Genomic DNA, 17,678 nt, shown 5'->3' on the forward strand with positions numbered 1-17,678 from the left:
CGTGCATCCGTCCGTCCCCCCGCACAAGACCCTAGGGGATGATCGGTTCCGATCCCGCCGTCCCATGACGGCCGTACCCCTACGAGCACGAACAAGTCGGCGCCCGCAGTTCCGGCGTCGGGTGCAGAAAGCGCCCTCTGTGACGAAACGCGCACACGGCCGCTACGGCGTGGGCGAACTGACGGACGGTGAGCTGACGGGCCGTAGCCCCTGGAGCACGCTGTCGACGACCAGTTCGGAGAGCCCCTCGGGCAGGTCGGCGTCGGGCTGCATGATCGTGCGGAACAGCATGGGCCCGACCAGCAGGTCGTTGAGGAGTTCGACGTCGAGGTCGGTGCGGAGTTCGCCGTTGACCTGACCGCGGCGCAGGATGGCGTACTGCTTCTGCCGGCGCGGGGTGACGACGATCGCGTGGTAGGCCTCCCAGAGCTTGGGGCTGCTCTTCATCTGGGCGAAGACACTGCGCAGCAGCGCCGACGACCGGGTCATCAGGCCGCGTTGGCGCAACTGCTCCAGGATCGCGACGAGGTCGTCGCGCATGGAGGTGCCCGGGAGGTCGGGGTCGGGCGGCTCGGTGGCGCGGACGACGTCGACGAAGAGTTCCTCCTTGCCGCTCCAGCGCCGGTAGATGGTGGCCTTGCCGACGCCCGCGGTCCGGGCGATGCGCTCGATGGACAGCTCCGCGAGCGGCACGCCCTCCTCCAGGAGCTTCAGCACGCCCTCGACGATGGCGCGCTCCACGGCCTCGCTGCGGGGGCGGCCCCGCACGGGGGCCGCTTGCCGGGGGTGGCCTTCGGCGAGGCTGCTCACGTCGCTGGATCCCTTCTGTCTCCTCGGACGATTGTCCCCCGGGCGCGGTCCCACCCGCAGGCCGCCTCTACTCCGCCGCGACCAACTTCCGTCCCTCCTCGTCCTTCTGGACGGCCGGCGGCTTGCCCGGCAGGAACAGCGCCACCACGACGGCGCCGACGACCGCGACGCCCGCTCCCCACAGCGCGGTGACGTGCATGGCGTGCAGGAACGCGTCGTGGGCGGGGCCGACGAGCGCGCGGCCGTCGGGGCCGAGCTTCGCGGCGACGCCGAGGGTGGCCTCGATGGACTCGCCCGCGGTGTGGCGCAGGTTCTGCGGCAGCGTGCCGAGCTTGTCCTCGATGCCGTTGCGGTAGGCCGTGGACAGCACCGAGCCGAGCACGGCGATGCCGAGGGCGCCGCCGACCTGGCGGAAGGTGTTGCTGAGCGCGGAGGCGGAGCCGGCCTTCTCGCGGGGCAGGGCCTGCATGATGACGACGCTGACCGGGGTCATGATGTGCGCCATGCCGGCACCCATGAGGAAGAAGACGACCTCGAGGATCCAGATCGGGGTGTCCGCCTCGAACCCGGCGAACGCGGCGAGGGTCGCGGCGATGACGAGCAGTCCGGCGGTGGTGGTGGCCTTGTTGCCGAACCGGTCGACGACGAGCCGGGCCCGGGGCGCGAACACCATCTGCGCGGCGGCCAGCGGCAGCATCAGCAGACCCGTCTCCAGCGGCGAGTACCCGCGCACGCTCTGGGTGTAGAAGACGGAGAAGAACGTCACGCCCATCAGCGCGAAGAAGACCAGCGCGATGGCGGCGATCGCGGCGGAGAACACCTTGTTCTGGAAGTAGGTGACGTCGATCGAGGGGTGGTCGGTGCGCTTCTCGAAGACGACGAAGGCGACGAGCACGGCGAGACCGGCGCCGATCGTGGAGAGCACGGTGGCGTCCGTGAAGTCGGCGAGCTGGCCGCCCTTGATGATGCCGTAGACCAGCAGGACCAGGCCGACGACGGACAGCACGACACCGATCGGGTCGACGCGGCCGGGGTTCGGGTCGCGCGAGTCCGGGACCAGCCACAGCATCAGGGCGAGGGCGAGCAGCACGATCGGGACGTTGATGAGGAAGACGGACCCCCACCAGAAGTGGTCGAGGAGCACGCCTCCGGTGATCGGGCCTATGGCGATGGCGAGTCCGACGCCGCCGGCCCAGATGCCGATGGCCTTGGGCTGCTCCTCGCGCTCGAAGACGTTCATCAGCACGGCGAGGGTGGCGGGCATCACGAAGGCCGCGCCGAATCCCATCACCGCACGGAACGCGATCAGCTCGGTCGGCGATCCGGCGCTGGCGGCGAGGGCGGAGCCGATGCCGAACAGGACGAGCCCGCCGAGCAGCACCTTCTTGCGCCCGAGCCGGTCGCCGAGGAGCCCGGCGCTGAAGAGCAGTCCCGCGAAGACGAGCGTGTAGGAGTTGATCGCCCACTCCAGCTCGCTCTGGGTGGCGCCCAGACCGGTCGGGGCGGGGGTGGAGATCGTCTTGATCGCGACGTTCAGGATCGAGTTGTCGAGCACCACGATCAGCAGGCTGAGCATCAGCACGCCGAGGATCGCCCAGCGGCGCCGGTGCACGGCTTCCGGGATACGGGGGCCGGCGAGGGCCGGGTCGGCAGGAGAAGTCATGGGGTCGAGCGTAGCCCCTTTTCGATACGGCACCGTCTCGTATCGGAATCTTTTACGGAGACCTTAAGAACAGCCCTAGGACCTCAGGCCTACGTCGCTCGAGGCGTGAGCGATGTCCCGTGCCCCGCTCTGGCCGCGCGTGGCACGAGGTGCCACCATGGAGGTGGTCCGGGGACGCCGTCAGGGCGCCTCGAGATGACGAAGGAGCCGTTGCCATGACGCAGCTTTCGGCTGCCCAGACGAAGCCCTCCGACGGCAGCAAGGCGCTGTACGGGGGGAAGGGCACCCGCCGCATCACCGTTCGCGACATCGCCCTCGCCAAGGAGCGGGGCGAGAAGTGGCCCATGCTCACCGCCTACGACGCGATGACCGCGTCCGTCTTCGACGAGGCCGGCATCCCGGTCATGCTCGTCGGCGACTCCGCGGGCAACTGTCACCTCGGCTACGAGTCGACGGTGCCCGTCACCCTCGACCAGATGACGATGCTGGCCGCGGCCGTCGTGCGGGGCACCTCCCGCGCCCTGATCGTCGGTGACCTCCCCTTCGGTTCGTACCAGGAGGGCCCGGTCCAGGCACTGCGTTCGGCCACCCGGCTGATCAAGGACGCCGGGGTCGGCGCGGTCAAGCTCGAGGGCGGCGAGCGTTCCCACGAGCAGATCCGCCTCCTGGTCGAGGCCGGCATCCCCGTGATGGCCCACATCGGCCTCACCCCGCAGTCCGTCAACGCCATGGGCTACCGCGTCCAGGGCCGCGGCGAGGAGGCAGCCGCGCAGCTGCTGCGCGACGCCAAGGCCGTGCAGGACGCGGGCGCCTTCGCGGTCGTCCTGGAGCTGGTCCCCGCGGAGCTGGCGGCCGAGGTCACCCGCACCCTGCACATCCCGACGGTCGGTATCGGCGCGGGCGCGGAGACGGACGCGCAGGTCCTGGTCTGGACCGACATGCTGGGTCTGACCGGGGGGCGGGTCCCGAAGTTCGTGAAGCAGTACGCGAACCTCCGGGAGGTCATGGGCAACGCGGCGAAGGCGTTCGCGGAGGACGTGGTGGGCGGGACGTTCCCGCTCGAGGAGCACAGCGTCCACTAGAGCCACTGCGGTACCACGGCGGCCCGCCGATCTTCCCCCGTCGGCGGGCCGCTGCCGTTGGTGCGCCTGAACCGGCGCCCCGCCCTCGCGGATGTGGTTGCCGCCGTCGTGGTCCTTCACTTGATGGTGGCGGCCGTCGTCGGTGAGGGAAACCGCTGCTGTCGGTCGTATGTCGGCGCTGTCAGCCGCCTGTCGGTCGTTTGTCAGTGGGGCCTGACACCGTCCTGCCCATGACGCGAATCGACAACAAGCCCAGCGGCGCCGACATCGCCGTGACCGTGCGGGGGCTGGTGAAGCACTACGGCGAGACCAAGGCACTCGACGGCGTGGACCTGGAGGTGCGGGAGGGCACCGTCATGGGTGTCCTCGGGCCCAACGGTGCCGGCAAGACCACCCTCGTCCGCATCCTGTCCACCCTGCTCACGCCCGACTCCGGACAGGCCACGGTCGCCGGGTACGACGTCGTACGGCAGCCCCGGCAGCTCAGGCGGGTCATCGGACTCACCGGGCAGTACGCCTCCGTGGACGAGAAGCTCCCCGGGTGGGAGAACCTGTACATGATCGGGCGCCTCCTCGACCTGCCCCGCAAGGAGGCCCGGACCCGCGCCGACGAGCTGCTGGAGCGCTTCTCGCTCACCGACGCCGCCAAGCGCCCGGCGAGCACCTACTCCGGCGGTATGCGGCGCCGGCTCGACCTCGCCGCCTCCATGATGGGCCGCCCGGCCGTGCTCTACCTCGACGAGCCCACCACCGGGCTCGACCCCCGCACCCGCAACGAGGTGTGGGACGAGGTCAAGCGGATGGTCGGGGACGGCGTCACCGTCCTGCTGACCACCCAGTACATGGAGGAGGCCGAGCAGCTCGCCGACGAGCTGACGGTCGTCGACCGCGGCCAGGTCATCGCCGGCGGCCGCATCGAGGAGCTGAAGGCCAAGGTCGGGGGCCGGACCCTGCGGGTACGCCCCGTCGACCCGCTGCAGCTGCGGCCGCTCGCCTCCCACCTCGACGGGCTCGGCATCACCGGCCTCGCCACCACCACCCTGGACCTCGACGCCGGGTCCCTGCTGGTGCCGATCCTCAGCGACGAGCAGCTGACCGCCGTGGTCGGCGCGGTCACCGCGCGCGGGGTCACGCTCTCCGCCATCACCACCGAACTCCCCAGCCTGGACGAGGTGTTCCTGTCCCTCACCGGCCACCGCGCGAGCGCCCCGCAGGACGCCGTGCCCGCCGACGACCGCGAGGAGGTCGCCGTATGAGCGCCACCACCACCCCCGTCCCCGCCATCGCCGACGACGCCCATATCTCGCTGCGGGGGCATCTGCGGCACACCGGCGCCCTGATCCGCCGCAACCTGCTCTGGATCCGTCAGGACCCGGAGTCGATGGCCGACGCGCTGCTGATGCCGGTCATCTTCACCCTGCTGTTCGTGTTCGTCTTCGGCGGCTCGATCGGGCAGGCGCTGGGCGGCGGGCAGGACCAGTACGTGCAGTACGTCATCCCGGGCATGATCGCGATGATGAGCATGACGCTGTCGCAGGGCGTCGGCACCGGGTTCAGCCAGGACTTCAACTCCGGTGTCATGGACCGCTTCCGCTCGCTGCCGATCGGGCGCGGCTCGGTGCTCTTCGCGAAGATCTCCGTGGAGCTCATGCGGATGCTGTTCGCGACCACCGTGCTGATGCTGGTCTCCGTCGCCGTCGGCTTCGACATCACCAACTGGGGCGGTCTGCTGGCCACCGTGGCACTGTCCACGGCGTTCGCCTCCTCGATCATGTGGGTGTTCCTCACCCTCGGCGTGATCATGAAGAGCGCGCAGTCCGTGCAGGCGATGGGCTTCCTGGTGCTGTTCCCGCTCCAGTTCGGCTCCTCGATCTTCGCGCCGACGACGTCGATGCCGGGCTGGCTCCAGGCGTTCACCGACTACAACCCGCTGTCCACACTCGCGGACGCGGCGCGCGGGCTGATGGTGGGCGGCCCGGTCGCCCACGACCTGTGGGTGACGCTCGGCTGGTCGGTGGCGATCACCGCCGTGATGGCACCGGTCGCGATCCACAAGTTCAAGACGAAGAGCTGACGGCCGGCGTCGGTTCCGCGTCGTCAGACCAGGGCGGTGGCCTCCGAGGGCGAGAGGCCGCCGCCCTCCGCGTACGCCGCCTCGAATGCCGCGTCGCCGAGCGCGGACCGCGCGAACCGCGCGGCCCGGGTGTACGCCTCACGTTCGATGGAGGTGGCCACATGGGAGGGCGGCAGCATCGCGCGCGCGGCCCCCAGCAGGCGCGCCGCGTCACGGGCGGCCCCGCCGTCGTCGTCGCGGGCGGCCAGGGCGATCGCCGCGACCGTCAGGTACAGCGGGCGCATGTACGGGGCGATGGCCTCGGACAGCGGGTCGTCGGCCCGCTCCAGGGCTTGGCGGGCCTTGTCCAGGCAGACGTCGTAGCGGCCACCGACCGCCTCCACCCAGGCCTCCGAGCCGAGGATGAACGCGTCGAAGACGACGAAGTGGGAGATGGTGAACTCCTCGCGCAGCAGCCTCAATTGCTCGCGCGCCTCCGCCACCCGCCCGCTCAGGGCGAGATGCCCGGCGAGGAACATCCGGGCGGCCGGCATGGCCTCGTTGCCCGCGCCGTCCCGCCGCTCGATCACCTCGCGCAGGAGCCGCTCGGCCCGCTCGGCCTCGCCCGCCTCCATGAGGGCGCTGCCGAGCCGGGCGCCGAGCACCGCCCTCTGGGCGCGGGCGCCGAGCCGCTCGGCCCGCTCCATCGCCGCCTCGTAGTCGGCGGCGGCCGCCAGGTACTCGCCGGCGCGCTCCCGGGCCTCGCCGCGCGCGGACAGCGCCTCGGCGGTGCCCCAGGCGTCGCCGAGGCGCTCGAAGAGCGCCAGCGACTCGTCGGCGTCGCGGGCGGCGTCACCCGCCCAGTCGGCGCGGTTGGCGAGGAGGTTGGCCCGCAACTGGAGGGCGCCCGCGAGCTCCCACTCCATGCCGGGTGTCGCTCGGCAGGTGCGGATGGCGGCGTCGAGGATGCCGGGCAGCCGGTGCACTCCCCCGGACAGCATCACGGCGTAGAACCAGAGCAGGCCGGGGACGCGGCAGACCTGCGGGAGGCCGGGTTCGTAGGTCTCGGCGATGACGCGCAGCTTGTCTTTCGCCTGCGGGGTGTCCCAGGCCTCCAACTCGGTGTCCATGCAGGCCAGATGGGCGAGGTGGACACCGCGCCGGGCCTCGACGAGGAGCTCGCCGGTCAGCGGGGGCGGCAGGTCGGTGCAGCGCTCGTGGACCGGCAGGGCGCGGCGCACCGGCGCGGTGAAGGGGTCGGGGCCGAGGGCCATGATCTCGGCGTACCAGCCGCGGGCCTCGATGCGTACGTCCCGCATCTGCCAGTACCAGCCCAGCGACAGCCCCAGGCTGAGCGCCTCCTGCTCGTCGCGCTCGGCGATGGCGTGCCGCAGGGCGGTGCGCAGGTTCTCGTACTCGCGCTCCAGCCGTTCGATGGCGAGGGACTGGTGGGGGCCGCGCAGCAACGGGTCGGTGGCGCGGGCCAGTTCGCGGTAGTAGGTCAGGTGCGCGCGCTCCGCCTCGCCGCGCAGGCCGGTCTCGTCGAGCCGTTCGCCCGCGTACTCGGCGACGGTCTCCAGGAGCCGGTAGCGCATCTGGCCGCCCTCGCCCGAAGGGGCGGCGACGACCAGGGACTTGTCGACGAGCGAGCCGAGCGCCTCCAGCGCGACGGGGCCGCAGACGGCCTCGGCGGCGGCGAGGTCGCAGCCGCCGGCGAACACCGACAGCCGCCGCAGGACGTCGCGTTCGTCCTCGTCGAGCAGCTCCCAGGACCAGTCGACGACCGCGCGCAGGGTCTGCTGGCGGGGCAGCACGGTACGGCTGCCGGAGGTGAGCAGCCGGAAGCGGTCGTCGAGCCGGTCGGCGATCTGTCGTGGCGTCAGCATGCGCAGCCGGGCGGCGGCCAGCTCGATGGCGAGGGGCAGGCCGTCGAGGCGGCGGCAGATCTCGGCGCAGGCCTCGGCGCTCTCCTGGTCGGCGTCGACCCGGAACCCGGGCCGGGCGGCGGCCCCGCGGTCGGCGAGCAGGCGCAGCGCGACCGGCTCGGGCAGCGGTTCGACCGGCCGCAGCAACTCCCCCGGCACACCGAGGGGTTCACGGCTGGTGGCCAGTACCGTCAGCTGCGGACAGCGCGCCAGCAGCTCCGCCGCGAGGCGTGCGGCGCCCTCGACGACATGTTCGCAGTTGTCGAGGATCAGCAGCATCCGCCGCTTCCCGCAGTGTTCCGCGAGCCGCTCCACCGGGTCGGCGTGCCGCTCGTTGCCGGCCCGCATCGCCTCCGCGCCCGCGCCGTACAGCACGGTCTCGCGGGCACCGACAGCCGTGAGCACGGCGTCCGGCACGCCCTCCGGGTCGTCCACGGGCGCCAGTTCGGCCAGCCACACCCCGTCGCGGACCGTGTGGCGCACCGTCTCGGCCGCCTCCTGCGACAGCCGTGTCTTGCCCGCGCCACCGGGTCCGAGCAGCGTGACGAGCCGGGCCGCCGCGAGGTCACCCCGGATGGCCGCGATGTCGCTCTCCCGCCCGACGAAGGAGGTGAGGCGCGCCCGGAGGTTGCCGAGGGCGGGAGGTGCGGCGGTGGTGGCGGAGGGGCCACGTGGGGCGATGCCGTCCGGGCCGTGGCGCGACGCGTCCGAGGGGACGGCGAAACCCAGCGCACTGTCCGGCCACCGGGCCGCCTCCGACCCTCCGGCCGCCTCCGGCCCCCGGGTCGCGCCCGCCCCTCCCGTCGCCTCCTGCCCTCCGGTCGCCCCTGGCCCCCAGGTCGTCCCTGACCCTCCAGCCGCCTCCGGCCTCCAGGTCGCCCCCGACCCTCCAGCCGTCTCCGACCCCCCGGTCGCCTCCGGCCCCCCAGCCGTCCCCGACCCCCAGGCCGTCCGCGACCCTCCAGCCGTCTCCGACCCTCCAGCCGCCTCCGGCCCTCCAGCCGCCTCCGGCCCCCCGGTCGCCCCTGACCCTCCCGTCGCCCCCGTCGCCCCCGGCCCGACCCCCTGGCCCCGGTCCCCCGCTACCTCAGCCCACCGCCCGGCCCGGCCCGCCCCGTCGGCCCCCTGCCACCGCCCGTTCGCGGGCCCGCCCGCTCCCCGCCCCGGCCCCTCGGGACGCAGCAACTCCCCGTGCAGTGACCTGAGTTCGTGGCCCGGGTCGGCGCCCAGCCGGTCGGCGAGGACCTGCCGTACGTCCTCGTAGGCGGCCAGCGCCTGTGCGGTGCGGCCCGAGTCGCGCAGGGCGCGCAGCCGGAGGGCCTGGAGGGGTTCGTCGAGGGGGTGGGTGTCACACAGGGCGGTCAGTTCGGGCAGGGACGCCTCGGCGTGGCCGAGGGCGAGGGCGGCGGTGTGCCGGGCGCGCAGCGCGTCCAGGCGCCGGGTGTCCCAGCGGGCCGCCTCGGCGCTGCGGTCGGGGAGGTCGGCGAGGGCAGGGCCGCGCCACAGGGCGAGGGCGTCGTCGAGGACACCGGCCGCCTTGGCGGGGTCGCCGTCGGCGAGGGCGCGCGTGCCCTCGCCGGTCAGCCGGTCGAATTGGTGCAGGTCGATGTCGTCGGGCGCGGCGGTGAGCCGGTAACCGCCGTCCACGGAGGCGACCGCGTCCGCCCCGAGGGCCCGCCTCAGCCGCCCGACCAACGCCTGCAACGCGCCCGGCGCGTCCGCGGGCGGGTCACCGCCCCACACCTCGACGACGAGCAGGCTCGGGGTGACCGTACGGCCGGGCCGCAGCGCGAGCACGGTCAGCAGCGCGCGCAGCCGGGCGCCGCCGACGGGGAGCGCGGTGCCGTCGGGACGGAGTGCCTGGGTGGTGCCGAGGATGCGATAGCGCACGGGGTCCATTGTCTCTGGTGGGTTCGGGGGCGGTCACAGGGAGCGGGTCCGGGGGCTGGCGGATCACATGGGGCGCCCCCGCACCGTGTCGGACGTCCGAGGCGGCGCGGCCGGGCCGCCGTCCTGTTCCGGAAGCGGCCGGCTCACCTCCTCGCCCACCGGGAACGGCGTACCGCGCCACCGCGTCCGCCGGTCCTCGTGAAACACCTGCCAGAGCCCCATGCCCCCACCCTCCCCGGAACCGATGACCCACCGCGAGACGTTTTCGCCGTACGCCCGGTACGGTCGGGCAGTCCCACAGCGTGTACGAGAGTCGGGGGAGCCCCATGACCACCACAGCCGCCCGTAACAGCGATCGGCGGATCAGCCCCGTCTTCGTGGGGATCCTCGCCGTGACGGCGGTCACCGGCTGGGCCACGTGGACCGGGTTCGCGGAGCAACCCGGGGTGGCCGTCTTCCTGTTCGTGACGGCCGCGTGGATCGTCTCGCTGTGTCTGCACGAGTACGCGCACGCGCGGACCGCCCTGCACAGCGGTGACATCACCGTGGGCGCGAAGGGCTACCTCACCCTCAACCCGCTCAAGTACACCCACGCCCTGCTGAGCATCGTCCTCCCCGTCCTCTTCGTGATCATGGGCGGGATCGGCCTGCCGGGCGGTGCGGTCTTCATCGAGCGTGGACGGATCCGGGGGCGGTGGCGGCACAGCCTGATCTCGGCGGCCGGGCCGCTGACGAACGTGCTGTTCGCGGTCGTGTGCACCGCCCCGTTCTGGCTGGACGCGCTGGACGGGGTGCCGGCGGACTTCCGGTTCGCGCTGGCCTTCCTCGCCCTGCTCCAGGTGACGGCGGCGATCCTGAACTTCCTGCCGGTGCCGGGCCTGGACGGCTACGGCGTCATCGAGCCGTGGCTGTCGTACAACGTCAAGCGGCAGGTGGAGCCGTTCGCGCCGTTCGGCCTGCTGTTCGTGTTCGCGCTGCTGTGGGTGCCGGCGGTCAACAACGTCTTCTTCGACGTGGTCGACTCCCTCCTGGCCTCGCTCGGCATCAGCGACTTCGAGACCTACTGCGGCCAAGATCTTTACCGGTTCTGGCAGACCAGCGACTTCTGCTCGGTCAACGGCTGACAGGCCGCTCGGCCCGGCCGCGCTTGAGGTAGTACCAGCACATGTTGCTGGACAGCCCCGCGAGCAGCACCCACACGATCCCCAGCAGGCTGCCCTGGGCGAAGGACACGACCGCCGCCGCCACGGCGAGCAGGCAGACGATCAGGGCGTAGACGGCGAGGCGGGGCATGGGGGCGGCTCTCCTGTCGGGGGGACACTGGTGACGTCGCCGTCCAGTGTCCCCCATCGGCTCAGACGTCGGTGACGCGCAGGCCCGCGTGCGCCTTGTACCGGCGGTTGACCGAGATCAGGTTGGCGACCAGGGACTCGACCTGGTGGGCGTTGCGCAGACGTCCCGCGAAGATGCCGCGCATGCCGGGGATCCGGCCGGCGAGGGCCTGGACGATCTCGACGTCGGCGCGCTCCTCGCCGAGGACCATGACGTCGGTGTCGATCTCCTCGATCTCGCGGTCCATCAGCAGCACCGCCGACAGGTGGTGGAAGGCGGCGGCGACCCGTGAGTCCGGCAGCAGGGCCGCGGCCTGCTCCGCCGCGCTGCCCTCCTCCGGCTTGAGCGCGTAGGCGCCCTTCTTGTCGAAGCCGAGCGGGTTGACGCAGTCGACGACGAGCTTGCCGGCCAGGTCCTCGCGCAGGGACTCCAGGGTCTGGCCGTGGCCCTCCCAGGGGACGGCGACGATCACGATGTCGCTGCGGCGCGCGGTCTCGGCGTTGTCGGCGCCCTCGACGCCGTGGCCGAGCTCGTCGGCGGCGGCCCGGGCGCGGTCCGCGGCGCGCGAGCCGATGATCACCTTCTGGCCGGCCTTGGCGAGCCGGTAGGCGAGGCCCTTGCCCTGGGGCCCGGTCCCGCCGAGCACGCCGACGACGAGCCCGGAGACGTCGGGCAGGTCCCAGGGGTCCTTCGCGGGGGCCTTCGCGGGGGCCTGTGCAGCACTGTCGGTAGAGGTCATGGGGCGACTGTACGTGCGCCGCGCGCGGCCCGTCCGGTCAGGTGGGCCCGCGCCACGGGCACCCGCCGGGCGGAGTTCGAGAGGGTATCCCTCTCCGGGCGGTCGGCCGCTCCCGTGCCCGGTTCGGGCGAATCGGTGGTGAACCGCGGGTCGCGAGAGGCCGGTTGCGGCAGGATGCGGCCGCATGGACGCCGTACGTGTCGCGTTGCTGCGCGAAGTGCTCGCCGGGACCGAGTGGTTGGGGGCGACCCGGAGGTTCGCGGGCGTGCTGCGGGGTTCGGTGGTCTCGCACGGGGGCGGGCTGCTGCTGGTGGGCACGCCGACGTACGAACCCTGGCATCTGGCGGCCCACTTGGTGGACGAGGCGGCCTGGTCGGGCACCCCGGAGCTGGCCCCCACGCTCGTACGCCATGGCGCGCGCCCTTCGGACCCGGCTCATCTGGCGGTCGGTCCGGGGCGGTTGGCGGCGGTGCGGCGGGGCGAGACACTGCTGGTCGTGTCGCCGGAGGGCCCGGGTGCGGGGCTCCTGGAGCGGGTGCACGACGCCCGCCAGGCCGGTGCGACGGTGCTGGCGCTGGGCTCCGGCGAGGGGGAGCTGGCGGCGATGGCGCACGAGTCGCTCGCGGTACCGGCGGACACGGACCTCGACCTGGACACCGTGCAGCACCTGGTGAGCGCGGCGGCCGGTGAGAACGCCCTGCCGACGCCGAGGGCCCGGCGCCGTTTCCTGGACCGCCTGTCCCGTCTGACGGACCAGCTGACGGCCCCGCCACCGGCGCGCTGGTAGCTCGCGCGAAACTCGGTTGCCCCCGGGGGCCGTTCCGCCCGAGCATGACCGTTCGTGACCGACGACGACACCTCTCCCGCGAAGCCGACCTCCCGGTTGCGCTCCGTCCTGCCCGATCTCACCCCGTGGCGGGCGTCGGCGGACTTCCGGCGGCTGTGGGTGTCGGGGCTGATCTCGAACTTCGGCAGCTTCCTGACGTTCGTCGCGCTGCCGGTGCAGATCAAGGAGCTGACGGACTCGGCGGCGGCGGTGGGCGCGATCGGCGCGGTGGAGCTGGTCCCGCTGATCGTCTTCGGCCTGTACGGCGGCGCGCTCGCCGACGCCCTGGACAAGCGGGGTCTGATCATCTGGACGGAGGCCGGCCAGGGTCTGCTCAGCGCGGCCCTGCTGGTCAACGCGCTGATGCCGGAGCCGGCGATCTGGCCGCTGTACGTGGTCGCCGCCCTGTCCTCGGCGCTGGTGTCGGTCCAGCGGCCGGCGCTGGACTCGCTGTGGCCGCGGATCGTGGCCCATGAGCACCTGCCGGCGGCGGCCTCGCTGAACACCTTCCGCTGGACGGTCGGCGGGGTCGCGGGCCCGGCGGTGGCGGGTGTGGTGGTGGCGTACGCCGGGCTCGGCTGGGCCTACGCGGCGGACCTGGCCACCTTCGTGATCTCGGTCGTGCTGATCATCCCGATCGCCTCCTCCCCCGCCGCGCACGAGGCGGCGAAGCCGTCGCTGAAGGCGATCGCGGAGGGCGCCCGGTACGCCTGGAGCCGCAAGGAACTGCTGGGCACCTACGCCGTCGACCTCGCCGCGATGTTCCTGGCGATGCCGCTGGCCCTGCTGCCGTTCCTGGCGGACGAGCTGGACGCCGAGTGGTCACTGGGCCTGATGTACGCCACCATCCCGCTGGGCGCGCTGCTGGTGAGCGTGACGAGCGGTTGGACGGCGCGGATCCACCGGCACGGCCGGATGGTCGTGCTGTCGGCCGCGCTGTGGGGCGTGGCGATCGCGGCGGCCGGTGTCGTGGGCAACGTGTGGCTGGTGCTGCTGTGCCTGACCGTGGCCGGCGGCTGCGACATGGTCAGCGGGATCTTCCGCGGGGTGATGTGGAACCAGACGATCCCGGACGAGCTGCGCGGCCGGCTCGCCGGCATCGAGCTGCTGTCCTACTCGGTCGGCCCGACGCTCGGCCAGGTCCGGTCGGGCGGTTTCGCCGCGTGGTGGGGCGTGCGGGCCTCGGTGTGGTCGGGCGGCCTGCTGTGCGCGGGTGCGGTCGGACTGCTGGCCCTGTGCCTGCCGAAGCTGATGACCTACGACGCCCGGACGGACGAGCACGCGGCGCGGGTGCGGGAGCAGCGCAGGGCCGCCGCCGCACCCGCCGAGGCGCAGACCTGACCGGATCAGTCGTCGGCGGCGCCGCCCGCGGGGGCGTCGTGCCACTTGGGGTCGTTCTCCCACTGGAGGTTGCGCTCGCGGGCGGTCTCCATCGCGTGCTGGGCCTCCTGCCGGGAGGTGTAGGGCCCGAACCGGTCCTTGCCGGGGCAGTCCGGCCCCTCCTCGACCTTCTTGTGCTCCAGGCAGTAGTACCACTCGCCGGGTTTGCCGACCGTGCGCTTCTTGAACAGGGCCATGACCAGCTCCTCTCGCCTACGACATGTTCCCCCACGGGGGCTCGTTAGACTCGCTGGCATGTCTGGCCAGTCGCTGCTCGTCCCAGGGGAGCTGTCCCCCACCCGTTCCGTGCCCGGAAACATCCGCCGCCCCGAGTACGTGGGCAAGCCCGCGCCCCGGCCGTACACCGGTCCGGAGGTGCAGACGCCCGAGACGATCGAGGCGATGCGGGTCGCCGGGCGTATCGCGGCGCGGGCGATGGCCGAGGCGGCCAAGCTGATCGCCCCGGGCGTCACGACCGACGAGCTGGACAAGGTGGCGCACGAGTACATGTGCGACCACGGCGCCTACCCATCGACGCTCGGCTACCGCGGCTTCCCCAAGTCGCTGTGCACCAGCGTCAACGAGGTGATCTGCCACGGCATCCCGGACTCGACGGTCCTGAACGACGGCGACATCGTCAACCTGGACGTGACGGCGTACATCGGCGGGGTGCACGGCGACAACAACGCGACGTATCTGGTGGGAGACGTCGACGACGAGAGCCGGCTGCTCGTGGAACGGACCCGGGAGTCCCTGAACCGCGCGATCAAGGCGGTCAGGCCGGGCCGCCAGATCAACATCATCGGCCGGGTCATCGAGTCGTACGCCAAGCGCTTCGGCTACGGGGTGGTCCGCGACTTCACGGGCCACGGCATCAACTCGTCCTTCCACTCCGGGCTGATCATCCCGCACTACGACAGCCCGCACGCGACAACGGTCATCCAGACCGGCATGACCTTCACGATCGAGCCGATGCTGACGCTGGGCACGCACGAGTACGACATGTGGGACGACGGCTGGACGGTCGTCACCAAGGACCGCAAGCGGACGGCGCAGTTCGAGCACACGCTGGTGGTGACGGAGACGGGCGCGGACATCCTGACGCTGCCGTAGCACGCCTGGACCCGCCCCCTGCTGGGGGTGGGTCTTTTCTTGTACGCTTTTACCGACAGCGCGTCGGCAAACCTATTGACTTAGGCAAGCCTAACCTCAAAGGATGTTCTGCATGGACTCCTTCTCGACCGTCATCCGTACCGCGTCGCACGAGCAGCACAGGGAGGCGGAGACCTCGTCCTTCATGAGCAACCTGCTCGGCGGCAGGCTGGGCGTGGACGCGTACGCCCGCTACACCGAACAGCTGTGGTTCGTGTACGAGGCGCTGGAGAGCGGGGCCGACCGGCTGGCCGCGGACCCGGTGGCCGGACCCTTCATCCAGCCCGAGCTGTACCGGCTCGGCGCGCTGGAGCGGGACCTGGAGCATCTGCGGGGCGCTGACTGGCGAGCGGGACTGACCGCGCTCCCCGCCACGCGGGTCTACGCGGACCGCGTGCGCGAGTGCGCCACCGAGTGGCCCGGCGGGTACATCGCCCACCACTACACGCGCTACCTCGGCGACCTCTCCGGCGGCCAGATCATCCGCGACAAGGCGGAGCGCACCTGGGGCTTCGAGCGCAAGGGCGACGGGGTGCGCTTCTACGTCTTCGAGGGCGTCGCCAACCCCGCCGCGTTCAAGCGGGGTTACCGGGAGCTGCTGGACGGGGTGCGGGCGGACGACCTGGAGAAGCAGCGGATCGTGGCGGAGTGCAAGAAGGCGTTCGCGCTGAACACCGCGGTCTTCCGGGCCCTGGGCGAGGAGTTCCCGCTGAGCGCGTGACGCCTCGCCCGGAGTGCTCAGCGCTCCAGGAGGACCCGCCCGCCGATCTCCACCCAGCCGCCGGGCTGGGGGCAGGTGAGGATCTGCGAGCCGGCGCCCTGGGTGATGTTCAGGGCGCGGCCCAGCTCTTCGGTGAGCAGGAGCGCGGCGGCCCCGGTCGCCTCGTCCTCCTCTACACCGTCGTCGCGCCCCGGGAACGCCCGCGCGCGAATGCGCCCGGCCGGCTCGTCCTCCCAGGCCCAGGCGTAGATCCACTCCCCCTTCGGCGGCACGTCCAGGTCGTCGACCTCGGCCGCCGTGCGGTACCGCCGCAACGTCCGCGGCGGCGCCCACTCCGCCCGGGCCTCGATCCAGCTGAACTCCCCGTCGAGGCGGGCGCCCACGACACCGGCCGGCGTGACGAGTTCGGGCACGTCCAGCAGCCATGCCGTGCCGACGCAGGGGTGACCGGCGAAGGGCAGGCGCAGGGTCGGCGTGTAGATGTCGATGACGCCCCGCTCCGGATCATCGACGAACACCGTCTCGCTGAACCCGAGCTTTCCGGCGAACGCCTGCCGCTCCTCGCGGTCCGGCAGCACGGATCCCTCGCGGACGACGCCGAGTTCGTTGCCGTAGCCGCCGTTCGGCGCGCAGAAGACGCGCAGCACGTCGTAGTCAGTCACGAGGGGAATTGAAGCATCCGGCACCGGCCGCGCCGTGCGAGCCCCGACCGGCGCACCGCGAGCGCGGCGGCGGATCCGGGGTGGAACCTTTGAATCTCCTTTGACCTGCGCTTGGGACCCGTTTTGAGTCGCCGTGATCGGGTCGTGCTCTTACAGCGTCTATGAGAGGTGAATCACGGATGGATGGGGTATCACGCAGGTAAGCCTCAGATAAGTTAGGCGAGCCTCACCGAACCGTGTGAGCCCTGTCACGTGATTTTTCAGCCATCGCCCGGGAGCCCGCATGCGAGCCGCCAGACTCTCCGCTGTCACCGCCACCGCCGCCGTGGCGGCCCTGACCGCCGTCACCGGGTGCACCGAGAAGGGCGGCTCCGGCAGCGGTGACGGAGTGATCCGGGTGACCGCCACCGACAGCACGTGCGAGGTGTCGAAGAAGGAGTTCCCGGCCGGGCACATCGAACTCGCCATCGAGAACAAGGGCTCCAAGGTCACCGAGGTCTACCTCCTCTTCCCCGACGACCGGATCGTCACGGAGCGGGAGAACATCGGCGCCGGCACCAAGCAGACCGTCACCGCCGAGGTGAAGGCCGGTGACTACCGGATCGCCTGCAAGCCCGGCATGAAGGGCGACGGCATCCGCCAGGACGTCAGGGCCACCGGCGGCACCGCGGCCAAGCGCGACCCGCGCCTGGACAAGGCCGTCGCCGCCTACCGCCAGTACGCGCAGGCGCAGGCCGACGAGACGCTGCCGCTCGCCGAGACCTTCGCCAAGGCGGTCAAGGACGGCGACCTCGAAGCCGCGAAGAAGGCCTACGCCCCCTCCCGCATCGGCTGGGAGCGCACCGAGCCGGTCGCCGAGTCCTTCGGGGACATCGACCCGAAGGTCGACGTCCGCGAGGACGGTCTGGTGGAGGGCCAGGACCCGGAGAAGGACTGGACCGGCTGGCACCGCCTGGAGCGCTCGCTGTGGAAGGACAAGAAGCTCACCGACCGTGACTCCGAGCTCGCCGACCAGCTGATCACCGACCTGACCGACTGGCAGAAGCGGGTCGGCAAGGCGGAGATCACCCCGACCTCCATGGCCAACGGCGCCAAGGAACTCCTCGACGAGGTCGCCACCGGCAAGGTCACCGGCGAGGAGGAGCGCTACTCGCACACCGACCTCGTCGACTTCAAGGCCAACGTCGAGGGCGCCGAGAAGTCCTACGAGCTGCTCAAGCCGGTCGCCAAGGAGAACGACGCGGCCCTGACGGCCGAGCTGGACAAGCAGTTCGCCGCGCTGAACACGCTGCTGGACAAGTACCGCGCGAACAAGACGTCGTACGACTTCACCTCGTACGACAAGGTCGGCGACGCCGACCGCAAGGAGCTGTCGGACGCCGTGAACGCCCTGGCGGAGCCGCTGTCCAAGCTCGCCGCCGCCGTCGTCGTCAAGTAGGGGGC

16 protein-coding genes are annotated in these 17,678 nt (G+C 72.0%); 9 read left to right on the forward strand and 7 right to left on the reverse strand.

Features of this window, described 5'->3' with window-relative positions; genetic code table 11:
• Positions 1-162 precede the first annotated feature (162 nt).
• Positions 163-810, reverse strand: a complete 648-nt coding sequence (locus ACZ56U_RS21130; protein ID WP_469085534.1) for a TetR/AcrR family transcriptional regulator — start codon at positions 808-810, stop codon at positions 163-165.
• Between the two features lie 67 nt (positions 811-877).
• Positions 878-2,473, reverse strand: coding sequence for an MFS transporter (locus ACZ56U_RS21135; protein WP_469085535.1), 1,596 nt, complete (start codon positions 2,471-2,473; stop codon positions 878-880).
• Positions 2,474-2,688: 215 nt separating this feature from the next.
• On the opposite strand from ACZ56U_RS21135, the gene panB reads away from it, so the two are divergent.
• The 3 genes from panB to ACZ56U_RS21150 all read left to right on the forward strand — a co-directional run bounded on the left by panB (position 2,689) and on the right by ACZ56U_RS21150 (position 5,629).
• Positions 2,689-3,555: a 3-methyl-2-oxobutanoate hydroxymethyltransferase gene (gene panB / locus ACZ56U_RS21140; protein WP_391229667.1), complete on the forward strand. Its 867-nt coding sequence runs from the start codon at positions 2,689-2,691 to the stop codon at positions 3,553-3,555.
• Positions 3,556-3,785: 230 nt separating this feature from the next.
• A complete protein-coding gene (locus tag ACZ56U_RS21145) occupies positions 3,786-4,811 on the forward strand; it encodes an ATP-binding cassette domain-containing protein (protein ID WP_469085536.1) in 1,026 nt (341 codons plus the stop codon).
• The gene (locus ACZ56U_RS21150; protein ID WP_469085537.1) at positions 4,808-5,629 is read left to right on the forward strand and encodes an ABC transporter permease; all 822 of its coding nucleotides are present in this window, start codon (positions 4,808-4,810) and stop codon (positions 5,627-5,629) included. The genes ACZ56U_RS21145 and ACZ56U_RS21150 overlap by 4 nt, the downstream gene beginning before the upstream one ends.
• Before the next feature lie 23 nt (positions 5,630-5,652).
• Here ACZ56U_RS21150 and ACZ56U_RS21155 read toward each other — a convergent pair whose 3' ends face one another.
• Entirely contained in the window at positions 5,653-9,432 is a 3,780-nt protein-coding gene (locus ACZ56U_RS21155; protein WP_469085538.1) for an AfsR/SARP family transcriptional regulator, read from the reverse strand.
• Between the two features lie 317 nt (positions 9,433-9,749).
• Here ACZ56U_RS21155 and ACZ56U_RS21160 point away from each other — a divergent pair, with 317 nt between their 5' ends.
• Positions 9,750-10,547: a site-2 protease family protein gene (locus ACZ56U_RS21160; RefSeq protein ID WP_391229659.1), complete on the forward strand. Its 798-nt coding sequence runs from the start codon at positions 9,750-9,752 to the stop codon at positions 10,545-10,547.
• Here the strand turns inward: ACZ56U_RS21160 and ACZ56U_RS21165 are convergent.
• On the reverse strand, positions 10,537-10,716 hold the full coding sequence (locus ACZ56U_RS21165; RefSeq protein ID WP_469085539.1) for a hypothetical protein: 180 nt from the start codon (positions 10,714-10,716) through the stop codon (positions 10,537-10,539). The genes ACZ56U_RS21160 and ACZ56U_RS21165 overlap by 11 nt on opposite strands.
• Before the next feature lie 61 nt (positions 10,717-10,777).
• Positions 10,778-11,494 (reverse strand): NADPH-dependent F420 reductase, encoded by a 717-nt coding sequence (gene npdG / locus ACZ56U_RS21170; protein ID WP_469085540.1) that lies wholly within the window; start codon positions 11,492-11,494, stop codon positions 10,778-10,780.
• 184 nt (positions 11,495-11,678) lie between these two features.
• Here npdG and ACZ56U_RS21175 point away from each other — a divergent pair, with 184 nt between their 5' ends.
• Together ACZ56U_RS21175 and ACZ56U_RS21180 are read left to right on the forward strand one after the other, a co-directional pair.
• A complete protein-coding gene (locus ACZ56U_RS21175) occupies positions 11,679-12,281 on the forward strand; it encodes a hypothetical protein (RefSeq protein ID WP_469085541.1) in 603 nt (200 codons plus the stop codon).
• A 54-nt stretch (positions 12,282-12,335) separates the two neighbouring features.
• Positions 12,336-13,661 (forward strand): MFS transporter, encoded by a 1,326-nt coding sequence (locus tag ACZ56U_RS21180; RefSeq protein ID WP_469085542.1) that lies wholly within the window; start codon positions 12,336-12,338, stop codon positions 13,659-13,661.
• A gap of 5 nt (positions 13,662-13,666) precedes the next feature.
• Here the strand turns inward: ACZ56U_RS21180 and ACZ56U_RS21185 are convergent, their stop codons facing one another.
• Positions 13,667-13,897, reverse strand: a complete 231-nt coding sequence (locus ACZ56U_RS21185) for a hypothetical protein (protein ID WP_391229649.1) — start codon at positions 13,895-13,897, stop codon at positions 13,667-13,669.
• A gap of 58 nt (positions 13,898-13,955) precedes the next feature.
• On the opposite strand from ACZ56U_RS21185, the gene map reads away from it, so the two are divergent.
• Complete coding sequence (gene map, locus ACZ56U_RS21190; protein WP_469085543.1) at positions 13,956-14,813, forward strand: type I methionyl aminopeptidase; 858 nt, start codon at positions 13,956-13,958, stop codon at positions 14,811-14,813.
• A 112-nt stretch (positions 14,814-14,925) separates the two neighbouring features.
• The gene (locus tag ACZ56U_RS21195) at positions 14,926-15,573 is read left to right on the forward strand and encodes a biliverdin-producing heme oxygenase (RefSeq protein WP_469085544.1); all 648 of its coding nucleotides are present in this window, start codon (positions 14,926-14,928) and stop codon (positions 15,571-15,573) included.
• 17 nt (positions 15,574-15,590) lie between these two features.
• Here the strand turns inward: ACZ56U_RS21195 and ACZ56U_RS21200 are convergent, their stop codons facing one another.
• Positions 15,591-16,235: a PhzF family phenazine biosynthesis protein gene (locus ACZ56U_RS21200; protein WP_469085545.1), complete on the reverse strand. Its 645-nt coding sequence runs from the start codon at positions 16,233-16,235 to the stop codon at positions 15,591-15,593.
• 283 nt (positions 16,236-16,518) lie between these two features.
• On the opposite strand from ACZ56U_RS21200, the gene efeO reads away from it, so the two are divergent.
• Positions 16,519-17,673: an iron uptake system protein EfeO gene (efeO, locus tag ACZ56U_RS21205; protein WP_469085546.1), complete on the forward strand. Its 1,155-nt coding sequence runs from the start codon at positions 16,519-16,521 to the stop codon at positions 17,671-17,673.
• Positions 17,674-17,678 lie beyond the last annotated feature (5 nt).

The sequence above is a fragment of the Streptomyces sp. NPDC034103 genome, from assembly GCF_055575395.1.

Bases quoted from the DNA above. Each gene is read 5' to 3' on its own strand.
- ACZ56U_RS21195 (WP_469085544.1), top strand. From the start codon at position 14,926: ATGGACTCCTTCTCGACCGTCATCCGTACCGCGTCGCACGAGCAGCAC.
- ACZ56U_RS21155 (WP_469085538.1), bottom strand. From the start codon at position 9,432: ATGGACCCCGTGCGCTATCGCATCCTCGGCACCACCCAGGCACTCCGT.
- ACZ56U_RS21160 (WP_391229659.1), top strand. From the start codon at position 9,750: ATGACCACCACAGCCGCCCGTAACAGCGATCGGCGGATCAGCCCCGTC.
- map (WP_469085543.1), top strand. From the start codon at position 13,956: ATGTCTGGCCAGTCGCTGCTCGTCCCAGGGGAGCTGTCCCCCACCCGT.
- ACZ56U_RS21165 (WP_469085539.1), bottom strand. From the start codon at position 10,716: ATGCCCCGCCTCGCCGTCTACGCCCTGATCGTCTGCCTGCTCGCCGTG.
- efeO (WP_469085546.1), top strand. From the start codon at position 16,519: ATGCGAGCCGCCAGACTCTCCGCTGTCACCGCCACCGCCGCCGTGGCG.
- panB (WP_391229667.1), top strand. From the start codon at position 2,689: ATGACGCAGCTTTCGGCTGCCCAGACGAAGCCCTCCGACGGCAGCAAG.
- ACZ56U_RS21145 (WP_469085536.1), top strand. From the start codon at position 3,786: ATGACGCGAATCGACAACAAGCCCAGCGGCGCCGACATCGCCGTGACC.
- ACZ56U_RS21150 (WP_469085537.1), top strand. From the start codon at position 4,808: ATGAGCGCCACCACCACCCCCGTCCCCGCCATCGCCGACGACGCCCAT.
- ACZ56U_RS21135 (WP_469085535.1), bottom strand. From the start codon at position 2,473: ATGACTTCTCCTGCCGACCCGGCCCTCGCCGGCCCCCGTATCCCGGAA.
- npdG (WP_469085540.1), bottom strand. From the start codon at position 11,494: ATGACCTCTACCGACAGTGCTGCACAGGCCCCCGCGAAGGCCCCCGCG.
- ACZ56U_RS21175 (WP_469085541.1), top strand. From the start codon at position 11,679: ATGGACGCCGTACGTGTCGCGTTGCTGCGCGAAGTGCTCGCCGGGACC.
- ACZ56U_RS21185 (WP_391229649.1), bottom strand. From the start codon at position 13,897: ATGGCCCTGTTCAAGAAGCGCACGGTCGGCAAACCCGGCGAGTGGTAC.